Below are 12226 nucleotides of genomic sequence, written 5' to 3'. Positions count from 1 at the left end.
GAAGTTGGAATCCAATGCCAGTCGCCTGCTGGTGATGCCTATGACCGCGAACGAGCGGTCACGGACGTCGAGCCCGGTGGACTACGCGCCGAGAGGTTTACAGCGGTGCTGGCTGCGGGAGCACGGTCACTGATCTCAAATCCAAGAAATTGAGGACATTTTCATGCAAGATATCCGCGTTGGTATGGGCGTCGTTGGATACGGCTATTGGGGGCCGAATCTTGTACGCAACTTCGTCAGCAACCCGTCGGCTCGCCTCGTTGCGATCGCCGATCTCGACCCGGGGAAGCTTGCGGCGAGCACGCGCCTCTATCCGGGCGTAGCCACCACTGACCGCTATGAGGACTTGCTCAAGGATCCGAGCATCGATGCGATCGCGATCGCCACACCGGTGCGAACGCATTACGAGTTGGCGCTTGCAGCTCTGAAGGCGGGCAAGCACGTGCTGGTGGAGAAGCCGCTAGCGCCAAGCGCGGATCTTGTACGCCGACTTATCGACGAGGCCGATCGGCGAAGGCTAACGCTGATGGTCGACCACACCTTCCTCTATACGCCGGCGGTTCAGAAAATCCGCGAACTGGTGCTTAAGGAAGAACTCGGCGAGATCTATTATTACGACAGCACGCGCTCGAGCCTTGGCCTGTTCCAAAGCGATGTGAACGTCATATGGGACCTTGCGGTCCATGATATCTCGATCATTCAGTATATCTTGAACGAGGACCCCGTGGCTGTCTCGGCGACGGGATCTTGCCATGTGGCCGGCACGCCGGAGAACATGGCGCATATCACGCTGTTCTTCGATAGCAAGTGCGTGGCTCATGTCAGCGTCAATTGGCTCTCCCCCATCAAGGTCCGTCAGACCTTCGTAGGCGGGAGCAAGAAGATGATCGTCTATGACGATCTTGAGCCTACCGAAAAGATCAAGGTCTATGACAAGGGCATCACCCTCGACGAGCCGTCCGAAGACGCCCATCAATTCCGGATTGGCTATCGCGCCGGCGACATGTGGGCGCCTCACATCTCCGCGAAGGAGGCGCTGCAGACCGAGGTCGAGCACTTTATCGATTGCGTGCGTACGGGATCGCCGCCGATCTCCGGCGGCATGTCGGGCCTGCGCGTGATCGAAATTCTCGAGGCGGCATCACGCTCGATTGCCGACCAGGGTCGTCCCGTTCTGCTGCCTGGGAGGCGAACCTCTGTAACGCCGGTCAGAGCGACGGCCTGATAGATGAAGGGCCTTGATCAGCCTGGTCCGTCAGGCACCGCGCCGGGTTCGCGACGCTCCGTGCAACGTTCGATCCTCTTTTCCGCGATCGAACGGTACGGCAATCTTGTTGTGTTCCTGGTCACGACTGCCGTGCTGGCACGTCTGCTGACGCCCGCGGAGTTCGGGATTTATGCGGTCGTCAATGCTGTGACGGCAGTCGTTGTCGCGTCCTTCCAGGAGTTCGGAGGTGCCAACTACCTGATTCAGAAGCGCGAGTTGTCGCGCGCCAGCGTGCAGACCGCTTTTACGGTCACGTTTGGAATTTCGGCATTCACCGGGCTGGCGCTGCTCGCACTTTCAGGCGTTCTGTCACAGCTATTCGAGCAGGAAAGTTTGCGGAAAGGGATCGCGGTTTCGGCGTTAAGTTTCCTGCTTGCACCATTCTCTGGAACGATTATCGGCCTGTTGCGCCGCGACATGGAGTTTGGGAAGCTCGCCACATGCAACCTTGCATCCGCCGTCGTGGGAGCCACGGTATCCATCGCACTTGCAATGTTGAGCTTCGGTTTTATGGCGCCGGTCTGGGGCGGCGTAGCGGGCAGCGTCGTCTTGACCATCATGTTGCTGAGGGAGCATCGCGATTTCGGCGTGTTTCGGCCATCGGTTGCGGATTTTCGTGACGTCGTCGGTTTCGGCCTGTATTCGAGCGGCATAAGCATCATAAACGTGTTGTATAACCTGTCGCCTCAGCTGTTTCTGGCGAAGATTCTCGACTTTACCTCTGTCGGCTTGTACAGCCGTGCCACGGGCATAACCCAGGTTTTCGACAGGCTCGTCGTGCAGGTCTTGAACCCCATCATCATGCCCGCCCTTGTCTCGAGGAGCAGAGATGCGGCGGGTCTGAGGAGTGCCTACCTTGAGGCGATTGAGCTGCTTTCGGTTGTACAGTGGCCCTTTCTGCTCTTCATCGCGATCATGGCGCATCCGATCATTCTGATCCTGCTCGGCCAGAACTGGCTGGAAATCGTGCCTCTGGTTCGCTTTCTCTGCGTCGCGAATTTGGCGCTGTTCGCCGCCTGTTTGAGCTATCCGACATTGGTGGCTACCGGCAGCGTGCGCGACGCGCTCACGTCGTCCTTGATCTCCCTACCGCCCTCGCTTCTCGTCATTCTATGCGCGGCTTTCTTTGGGGCCGAGGCCGTGGCAGCTTCAGCATTATTGACCTTGCCGTTCCAGGCTGCTGTGGCTTTGTATTTCATCGGTCGACGGCTTGCCCTCGAGGCAAAACACCTTTCTCGTGCTTTGCTGAAGAGCGCCGTTGTGACGGCTATGTCCGCTTCAGGTGTGATGGTCTGCGCAGCGCTCATCGAAGCGAGGATCGTACCATCCTTCGTTGGCCTGATCGCTGCGTGCGGTGTCGCCGCCCTCTGTTGGGGGCTCGGGCTGATGCTCACCGGACATCCTCTGCTGCATCATCTTTATCGAGCGGCAGGTGGGGCGGTTGTGATTGCGCCGTGGCTCAGGCTGCGGCGTCTATGAGACTGTCGCAAGGTTGTTGAGAGCTTGGAGATAGCAGATGCCCATCGCGAAGGACGTTCAACTCGGTCGCGACGTCCGAATATTCCATCCGGACCTCGTTAATCTCTACGGCTGCTCGATCGGGGACGACACAAGGATCGGAACTTTCGTCGAAATCCAGATCGGCGCGAAAATCGGGGCGCGCTGCAAGGTATCTTCACACAGCTTCATCTGTGAAGGCGTGACCATCGAGGACGAAGTTTTCATCGGGCATGGCGTGATGTTCACCAACGACAAATACCCGAGGGCAACCACTGCGGACGGCAAGCTGCAGGGACCTGCGGACTGGAAGGTGGAACGAACCCACATCGGCCGCGGGGCATCCATTGGATCCAACGCCACCATTCTTTGCGGTGTCACGATCGGCGCTGGGGCCATCGTGGGCGCCGGCTCGGTGGTGACAAGGGATGTTCCACCGCAGGCGATTGTTGCCGGCGTACCCGCGCAGATTCGTGAGCCTCGCCACGTCGCGGCAGAAATCGCAGGCCGTTAATCAAGGATTAGATTCGGCCCAAATTTCTTAGCCTGGCTATTTTCATTGCGTGATTTATATGATTTAATTTTATCTGGAATAATCATTTAATATATTTAATGGGTCTGAGAGGCCCGGAGAGGATAGCCACTTGATACCTTTTCTGGATCTGAAGGCTCAGTATCGCCAGATCAAGCCACAGATTGATGCCGCGGTTGCGCGGGTCATCGACAGCACTCAATTTGTTCTGGGGCCGGACGTCGCCGCCTTTGAGGATCGCTTTGCGGCTTATTGCAACGTTGATCACTGTCGCGCGGTCAATAGTGGAACGTCGGCGTTGCATCTTGCGCTGCTCGCGGCCGAGATCGGGCCGGGCGATGAGGTGATCACCGTCTCGATGACGTTCGTCGCCACGACCGCAGCGATCCTGTACAGCGGCGCCAAGCCGGTCTTCGTCGACGTCGACCCGGTCTCCTGGACAATGAACCCGGCTTTGATAGAAGCCGCGATCACGCCGCGAACGAAGGCGATACTGCCTGTGCACTTGCACGGACTAATGGCGGACATGGATCCGATCATGGAGATCGCTCGCCGCCACGGGCTCGTCGTCATCGAGGATGCGGCGCAAGCCCATGGTGCGGAATACAAGGGGCGGCGCGCCGGATCCATCGGCGATCTCGGCTGCTTCAGCTTCTATCCCGGCAAGAATCTCGGAGCATACGGGGAAGGCGGAGCGGTGGTTACCAACCGCCCGGACTTCGCACGACGAATTTCGCTGCTCCGTGATTGGGGCCAGGAGTCCAAATACAATCACGTTGTCGCCGGCTACAATTTCCGCATGGACGGCATTCAGGGCGCCGTGCTGAACGTCAAAATGGACCACCTCGAATCCTGGACCGAGAGGCGCCGGACAGTGGCTACGCAGTATGATTCCATGCTCGAGAAGCTTCCGTTCGAGCGACCCCGAGCGCCGACCCACAGCAGGCATGTCTACCACGTCTACGCGGTGAGGCTTCCCCGGCGTGACGAGGCGCTGAAGGCGTTGCAGGAAGGCGGAATTGGTGTGGGCATTCACTATCCCGTTCCGGTTCACCTGCAGAAGGCCTACGCGAATCTTGGCTGTCGCGCGGGCGACTATCCTGTCACCGAACTGCTGGCGAACGAATTCCTCTCGTTACCGATCTATCCGGAACTGCGGCCGGACCAGGTGGCAGAAGTCGTGTCTCGGCTGCAGAAGGCGGTACTTGTCGAGGCTGCCTAAGGCATCCCGGTCAAAGCAGCATGTCATGCACGTCTGCTTGCCGAGGTCCAACAACAGGAGAGCGTCTTGGCTGATCTGAAGGGTAGGCGGATTCTGGTTACGGGTGGCGCCGGCTTTATCGGCTCGCACATTATTGACCTCCTGTGCGACGAAGGGTGCCTCGAGATCGTCGCGCTTGATAACATGGTGAGAGGACGGCCCGAAAATCTTCAGCGCGCCGTCTCGCGCGGTCCTGTGCGCCTCGTCCACGGAGACATACGCGACGGCAAGCTCATGGCAGCGCTGGTGCAGGCGGCCGACATAGTCTTTCATCAGGCCGCGCTCCGCATCACCCATTGCGCCGCCGAGCCGCGCTTGGCCATGGAAGTCATGGTCGACGCGACGTTCGATCTGCTCGAACTGTGCGTCAAGCACAATGTCCAGAAGGTCATCGCCGCGTCCTCCGCATCGGTGTACGGCATGGCGGAGGAGTTTCCCACGACGGAGCGGCAGAATCCTTACGACAACCGTACCCTTTATGGGGCGGCCAAGGCCTTCAACGAAGGGCTGCTGCGCACCTTCAACGACATGCACGGGCTCGACTACGTCGCCTTCCGCTATTTCAATGTCTATGGCGACCGCATGGACATCCATGGCCGCTATACCGAGGTGCTGATCCGCTGGATGGAGCGGCTGGAAGCGGGCCTGCCCCCGATTATCTTCGGCGACGGTCAGCAAACCATGGATTTCATCCATGTTCGCGATGTTGCTCGCGCCAACATTATGGGAGCGAGGGCAAAGCTCACCGATCAGGTTTTCAACGTCGCCAGCGGGACCGAGACCAGCCTGTTGCAGCTTGCTACGACCCTCGCTTCGGTGATGGGCCATCGTGGCTTGTCGCCGGAATTCGCTCCGGAGCGATCGGTCAATCCGGTGCCGCGCCGCCTGGCTTCGACGGGAAAGGCGGAGCGCCTGCTCGGCTTCCGCTCGAGTGTGCCGCTTGAGCAGGGACTTGCCGATCTTGTGAAATGGTGGCGAGTCGAACGCGGATCGCTCGAGCCATCGCGCCAGCAAGAAGCGGTGGCTTCGTGATGCCGATCGCACTGCCGCTGCTCGCGGGTGAGTTTGATCCATTCCGACCCGGCTAGCCATGATTTCGATCGTCGTTCCGGCCCACAACGAGAGTTCCGTGATTGCGCGGACGCTGAGCCAGTGGGTCACCGACCCGGCTTCGGACGAAATCGGCGTGGTTGTCGTTTGTAACGGGTGTACTGACGACACTGCGAACGTCGCCCGGCGCTTCAGTCCGGCCGTCCATGTTGTCGAGTCGGATATCGCAAGCAAAACCCACGCGCTGAATCTGGGTGATCAAATCTCAAATGGGTTTCCTAGGATTTATGCTGACGCCGATATTGTTCTGTCGCTTGACGCCGTTCGAGCTCTGGCGAAACGCCTCGAGCAAGGCGACGTTTTGGCGGCGGCACCTACCGCCGAGATCAATGTGACGGGCTGTTCCTGGTTGGTCCGCAAATACTACGGAATTCGGTCACGGCTGCCATCTTCGCGCCAGGGAATCGGTGGGTCTGGCGTCTACGCCTTATCCGAGGCGGGGCGCAGGCGATTCGGCCAGTTTCCGGATGTCATTGCTGATGACACCTATGTTTGCCTTCAGTTCAGACCAGGAGAGCGGGAGACACTACCCTACGTCAGCTCCACGGTATTCCCCCCACGCACTGTGCTGCAACTGATCGCGGTCAGAACGCGTGCGTACAGGGGAATATTCGAGCTCGTCCAGCGCTTTCCCGAACTGCGCGTCAACAAAGCGGAAGCCAATCATCGGACGCTCGTTGCACTGTTCAAAGAGCCTCACTTGTGGCCCGGATTACTGGTCTACTGTTGTGTCAACATTGTTGCCCGGCGCAGGGCGAGCATGGCTTCCCGAAGTGGAGCCCATCTCTGGCAACGCGATGAGACTTCTCGTGCAGCGCTAACCGCAGATTCACTCAAATGAGGGCGCAATGATCCCGATTGCCATTCCGCTTCTTGACAAGGAGGAGGCCGACGCGGCTCGCGAGGCCGTGTTATCCGGCTGGGTTTCGCAGGGGCCACAGGTTGCTGCGTTCGAGCGGGAATTCGCTGCTCTGGTTGGTGCGCCTCATGCGTGCGCGGTCTCGAACTGCACGACGGCATTGCACGTGGCCTTGACAGCGGCAAACATCGGGCCAGGCGACGAGGTGATTACCGCAAGTCATTCCTTCATCGCAACAGCCAACTGCATCAAATATTGTGGCGCAACTCCGGTGTTCGTGGATATCGACCCGGACACGTACAACATAGACCCAGATCGGGTAGCCGAAGCGATCACATCGCGCACGCGTGCGATCATCGCCGTTCATCAGATGGGCATGCCCTGTGATCTCGCGGCGCTCGCTACGATCGCCGATCGTCATGGCGTGATCCTGATCGAGGACGCGGCCTGTGCCGCCGGCAGCGAGGTCCGCGTGAACGGCCACTGGGAGCGGATCGGCAAGCCGCACGGCCTGATCGCGTGCTTTTCGTTCCACCCCCGCAAGGTCATCACGACCGGCGAGGGTGGAATGCTCACCACCGCGGACGCGGAGCTGGATCGAAAGTTCAGACTGCTGCGCCAGCACGGCATGAGCGTGCCGGACACAGTGCGCCATGGCTCGGCGCAAGTGATTTTCGAAGACTATCTGATGGTGGGCTTCAATTACCGCATGACCGATATCCAAGCCTCGGTCGGCCGCAAGCAACTTGAGCGGCTCTCCGAGCTTGTCGCGCGCCGTCGCTCGCTTGCCTTGCGCTACACGGAACTGCTCGGTAACATCGAGGGATTGATCTTGCCTTTCGAACCGCAATGGGCTCGTTCGAACTGGCAGAGCTACTGCATCAGACTGCCGGATCGCGTGGATCAGAAGGTGCTGATGCAGCGATTTCTCGATAAGGGAATTGCAACTCGGCGCGGCATCATGTGTGCGCATCGCGAGAAGCCCTACTCGAATGACAAGCAGCCTCACGACCTTCGCCAATCGGAGCTTGCGCAGGATCACTCGATCCTGCTGCCACTGTACGCTCAGATGACTGACGAGAATCAGGTGCTGATTGCAGAGACCTTGAAGAAGGAACTTCAAGTCTAAATAGATCGTGTCGATGTCGCGAGCCGGCAGTTGCGCCGGTGACGCCGATCATTTCGGTTGGGCTCAGGGAATCAGGCGCATGGCCAAAGTTGATATCGTTGTACCCTGTTACAATTATGGGCGGTTCCTCGAAGCCTGCGTGGGGAGCGTTCTCAGGCAGTCCGTCGCAGATCTTCGCGTGCTGATCATCGACGACGCTTCGTCCGATAATTCGCTCTCGGTGGCGAGAAAATTGGCGCGAGACGATTCCCGAGTGACCGTGGTCGCGCATGAGCAGAACAAGGGGCATATCGGCACATACAATGAGGGAATTGCCTGGGCCTCGGCCGATTACTTCCTTCTGCTGTCTGCGGATGATTTGTTGGTTGCCGGCGCACTCGAACGCGCTGTCGAAGTCATGGACAAAAATCCGGACATTGTTCTCACGCATGGCGAATGCGTCAATTGGAATGATGATTCTCCGATCCCGAATATCGAACCGAAGCAGAACTACACGTGGGCTCGCCAAGAGCTCTTGGAAGAGATGTGTGCGACCGCGACGAACTCTGTTTGGACGCCTACCGCTATTGCGCGAACGAGTACGCAAAAAGCGATCGGCGGCTATCGAGCATCGTTGCCGCACAGCGGTGATATGGAGATGTGGCTTCGTTTCGCGGCGAGCGGCTCGGTGGCGCGCATCCATGCGGTGCAGGCAATCTATCGAAGGCACTCAACTGCAATGTCTAACGCGTACTTTGCCGAAATCATATCCGACTATCGACAATGTCAACTCGCGTTTGAGAGCTTCTTCGATGAATACGGGGATCGTCTCGGCACCTCACGTGACTTGAAAGGTTCAGCTCGTCGTGCATTGGCCGAGCGAATATTCCATCGGGGAATCGGGCTGCTGCGACGGGGACGCTTCAATGACGGCCTCGGCCTCATGCGCGAAGCGATGGCTATGGATCGCCGGCTGCGTTACTTGCCGCCGCTATGGCGATTGCTGAAGATTCCGGGCGAGGGCGGCCGTCAATGGGCTTTGTCCGTCATCAGGAGGACGCCGGGCAAGCTATTGGGGTGGGCATTGCAATCGCCGAAGAGTCAGCATCAACCCGAGGTTGATAGCGGCCGTTTCTCTTCCGGGAACCATGTAGGTCATTAGATGGAGTCAAAACAGATACGAGGTCCAATCGTGCTCGCTTGTGACAAGCGGTATGCCATGCCGCTTGCCACGACCCTGCGGTCGATTGTGGAAACGGATAGAAGCGGCGAGCCGCTCGAGTTTCATGTGCTTGCCGATGGGCTTTCCGAGCGTATTCGAAGGAGGATACTGGACTCCCTTCCGCATGGTTCTGCGTCGATCCGATGGATCGAGGTGGACTTGGGAATGTTCCAGGAGTTCTCGACGATTAGTTACATTTCCAAAATCACCTACGCTCGATTCCTCATTCCGCGTATTTTCCCGGATACGGTCTCCAAGGTATTGTATCTAGACTGCGACCTTCTTGCTCTTGATGACTTGCAGGCGCTCTGGGCAACAGATCTGGAGGGAAATGTTCTTGGCGCGGTTTTGGACCGTCTCGATTCTCAGATTAAAAATCAAACCGTTCGCCTACCGGTGCCTCGCGTGCGGGACTACTTTAACGCCGGTGTACTTCTGATAGACCTGCACCAATGGCGAAAGGCGCAGATCGTCGAAACAGCGTTAGACTATCTCAAGCGCTGTCCTGGATCTCCCTACTCGGATCAAGACGCACTGAATGTTGCGTGCGACGGCTTTTGGAAAAAGCTCGATTCCCGATGGAACTATCTCGCTTACAACGAGAAGCTCGACGTCTCTGAACTGGCTGGCGAACACAAGCCCAGCATAGTTCATTTCACGACCTGGAACAAACCTTGGAGACCTGGCGTTCCAAACGCGAATGCCGCGTTGTACGACTCGTTTCGAAGCCGCACGCGGTTCCCGCGCAACTCCATGGACAGAATGGAAGCTACGCTGCGTATCGGTTGGTCCCACATCAAGGGCTTCCAGAAGGCGAGACAAGACAAATCAGCTCGCTCGGACGCTATGGTTGATCGTCAGGCTGATCAGAGTAGCTTCAAATAATCGAGCAGTTTCCTCTCTAATCATTGGTCGGAGGGGCAGGAGTTTGCGATTCGGGCCATTCAGCCTAAGCAGCGGTCAACAGGAAAGCTGCCTGATCTCCCTGTTGTTCGATATTTAGCTTTGCCGCTCGTTTGGCAAACCCTCTCAACTGATGACGGCTAAACACATCGTTTGGCCCGGACGATGTGAGCGGCTTAGACTTCCGGTACATTTCGCTTCCCCAGAACTGAAACGCAGTAGAATCATCAATCGATTGTCTGACAGAGAGGCCGCAGCGCTCCGCCAATGCGTTCATTCCTTTGCGGGAGGGAATCACAATGTGGCGCGGTGCATCCAGTTGCACCCAATTCGGGCCGTACTCCATCCATGCTTGCGAGGACGAAGTTGGGATGCGAACCAGAATGCGGCCCCCGGGTGCGAGTAGCCTTCTTGCATTGTCAAGACTTTGGCCGGGATCAGGGACGTGTTCTAACGAGTGATTGAACATAATGAAATCGAACTCGCCGGACAGGCTCTGAAGATCCGACTTATGAATCGTCACGGCACCTGATGTCGGCTTGGAAATGTAAGGGTCTACTCCAGTAAGATTCGTGAACCCTGCCGCAGACATTCTATGAAGAAGTTTCCCGGAACCGCAGCCAACGTCCAGCACCCGAGAGCTAGGATCGATCTTAAAAATTCCGATGACCCCCACGATAGGATCGTACCTCACAAAGGATGCAACGGCTCCCAATATGCTTTTGATGCCGAGTGCATGCGCGTCCCTGATTGCGATGACCCGCGAATTTCGCGAAGGCTTGGCGAATGAATAATACCCATCGGGGTAAAAGCGACCTTCGTCTGCGACATCCGCCAGGCGCTGGATCGTCCCACAATCGATACATTCCTGGTATTCAAACCGCTCTCCTGTACCAAACATCATCTCGGTAAATACGTGGCGGCGATGCTCGCCGTCTGACAAGCAAGCTTTACAAATCATCTCGAGTACCTAGCCACTCCAGGGGTTCGAATCCGGCTCAGCCAGCATCGGAGAAGCCGTAACGGATGTAGTGGTCGTCGCAATAACGGTCGCGGCGAAATTGACGAGTTCGGCGATGTCGCCGCCTTCGGCCTGGTCGCTCTGCCCAGCCCCGTTGATCGGAGCGCAGGCTCTGTCACTTTGCCGCCTATTCATCTGAAGGTGCTCGCTCGCCCCATCTGTCGATCTCGCTGGGCAGCGACCCGCACCATGATGTTCACCGGGATGCCGATTAACGCTCTGGCTGAGGTTTGTTGCATTATAATATTATATTGGATAAAATAGGCATTGTCCAAATTAAATAATGGCTATTAATTTGCTGGCCTTTTGAAGGCTGAACGCTGGACTCGACCGCCCAGGAGCTTTTTCATGACATTCCAAGCACATCCGCCCAAAGTCGAAGGGGTAGCTGAAGGTCCCCTCGTCACGGTCGTGATGTCCGTTTACAACGCAGGGGAATATCTACGGCCGTCGCTGCTGAGCATAATCGATCAGACGTATAAAAATCTGGAGATCCTCGTTATCGACGACGGCAGCACGGACGGCTGCTTCGACTCAGTTCAAGACTTGCTAGTGGACGAGCGTGTCCGTGTGATCCACCAGGCAAATTCGACCAAGCCTGTGGCCGTCAATCGGGCGCTCGATCAGATCCGCGGCGAGTTTTACGCAATTCAAGACGCGGATGACATCAGTCATCCGACGCGAATTGAAAGACAGGTTCGTGCGCTGCTCAACAAGCCGCATTTGGCTGCCGTATTCTGCGGTAACGAGCTTATCATTAACGGGAAATTCATGGCGCCCGTGTTTGCGCCGCAAAGCGAGGACGACTGCCAGTCTGAGATTCGAGCCTTTCGAATGCCTGCCCTTGATCCGACAGGAATGTTTCGAATGTCATTGGTCGGGGACATGCGGTTCGAGCCCTCGTTGAAGGTTGCTGAGACCTACGACTATATATTGAGAATTGGGGAAATATATCCGATGACCGTGTTGGGCGAGTGCCTTTACGCGTATCGCATCCTTCCCAATTCACTCACCCGGCGTGCGCCAACGTGGCGCAGGCAGTTCGAGGCTGCGGCATTCAAGCGAGCGTGCGAGCGGCGAGGTGTACGGTTCGAGCCAGAATGCGAGGACAGCAGCCACAGCTCTCGTAACAGTTTGCTGGACAACAACATCGCCGCCCATTTTATGAGAAGCGTGTTGGATTTTCGTCGGTCAAACCGTCGCCTTTCGGCGTTGAGGACGGGTTGGCAATGTGCTTGTTTGCATCCCGCGGATCCGCACTACTACAAGGCGCTTGTTTACGCGCTGATTTCACCCACCGTAGCGAGGCGCCTGCGTCGTAACTTCCAGGCTATTCCTTTGGAGACGACGAAATGATGCGCGTCTTCGGAAGGAACGGTCGCTTTACGCGGCGCCTCAATTTTGAGCGCTGTTTCTTTTTTGCGGAACGTCTTCGGCATTGGGGGT

The 12226-nt window shown here is 57.4% G+C and carries 11 protein-coding genes; 10 read left to right on the top strand and 1 reads right to left on the bottom strand.

Annotated features, from left to right (window positions below; genetic code table 11):
• Positions 1-163 precede the first annotated feature (163 nt).
• From AC5ZG1_RS28775 to AC5ZG1_RS28735, 9 genes are all read left to right on the top strand, one after another.
• Entirely contained in the window at positions 164-1225 is a 1062-nt protein-coding gene (locus AC5ZG1_RS28775) for a Gfo/Idh/MocA family protein (RefSeq protein WP_130225329.1), read from the top strand.
• A 60-nt stretch (positions 1226-1285) separates the two neighbouring features.
• On the top strand, positions 1286-2746 hold the full coding sequence (locus AC5ZG1_RS28770; protein WP_496134787.1) for an oligosaccharide flippase family protein: 1461 nt from the start codon (positions 1286-1288) through the stop codon (positions 2744-2746).
• Between the two features lie 37 nt (positions 2747-2783).
• Positions 2784-3278 carry an acyltransferase gene (locus AC5ZG1_RS28765; protein ID WP_130225327.1) on the top strand — a complete coding sequence of 165 codons (495 nt, stop codon included), beginning with the start codon at positions 2784-2786 and terminating at the stop codon, positions 3276-3278.
• Between the two features lie 130 nt (positions 3279-3408).
• Positions 3409-4518 (top strand): DegT/DnrJ/EryC1/StrS family aminotransferase, encoded by a 1110-nt coding sequence (locus tag AC5ZG1_RS28760; protein WP_496134786.1) that lies wholly within the window; start codon positions 3409-3411, stop codon positions 4516-4518.
• A gap of 75 nt (positions 4519-4593) precedes the next feature.
• The gene (locus AC5ZG1_RS28755) at positions 4594-5589 is read left to right on the top strand and encodes an NAD-dependent epimerase/dehydratase family protein (protein WP_496134820.1); all 996 of its coding nucleotides are present in this window, start codon (positions 4594-4596) and stop codon (positions 5587-5589) included.
• Between the two features lie 58 nt (positions 5590-5647).
• On the top strand, positions 5648-6508 hold the full coding sequence (locus AC5ZG1_RS28750; protein ID WP_496134785.1) for a glycosyltransferase: 861 nt from the start codon (positions 5648-5650) through the stop codon (positions 6506-6508).
• Between the two features lie 7 nt (positions 6509-6515).
• Positions 6516-7655 (top strand): DegT/DnrJ/EryC1/StrS family aminotransferase, encoded by a 1140-nt coding sequence (locus tag AC5ZG1_RS28745; protein ID WP_028166725.1) that lies wholly within the window; start codon positions 6516-6518, stop codon positions 7653-7655.
• Positions 7656-7734: 79 nt separating this feature from the next.
• Positions 7735-8796 carry a glycosyltransferase family 2 protein gene (locus AC5ZG1_RS28740; RefSeq protein WP_496134784.1) on the top strand — a complete coding sequence of 354 codons (1062 nt, stop codon included), beginning with the start codon at positions 7735-7737 and terminating at the stop codon, positions 8794-8796.
• The gene (locus AC5ZG1_RS28735) at positions 8797-9741 is read left to right on the top strand and encodes a glycosyltransferase family 8 protein (RefSeq protein WP_283814843.1); all 945 of its coding nucleotides are present in this window, start codon (positions 8797-8799) and stop codon (positions 9739-9741) included.
• A 64-nt stretch (positions 9742-9805) separates the two neighbouring features.
• Here AC5ZG1_RS28735 and AC5ZG1_RS28730 read toward each other — a convergent pair whose 3' ends face one another.
• Complete coding sequence (locus AC5ZG1_RS28730; RefSeq protein ID WP_496134783.1) at positions 9806-10702, bottom strand: class I SAM-dependent methyltransferase; 897 nt, start codon at positions 10700-10702, stop codon at positions 9806-9808.
• A 426-nt stretch (positions 10703-11128) separates the two neighbouring features.
• Here AC5ZG1_RS28730 and AC5ZG1_RS28725 point away from each other — a divergent pair, with 426 nt between their 5' ends.
• On the top strand, positions 11129-12136 hold the full coding sequence (locus AC5ZG1_RS28725) for a glycosyltransferase family 2 protein (RefSeq protein WP_496134782.1): 1008 nt from the start codon (positions 11129-11131) through the stop codon (positions 12134-12136).
• The last annotated feature ends 90 nt before the right edge of the window (positions 12137-12226 follow it).

The organism is Bradyrhizobium sp. Leo78 (assembly GCF_059512425.1).
The sequence above is the reverse complement of the archived record's forward strand: the minus strand, read 5'-3'. Positions and strand labels throughout refer to the sequence as shown.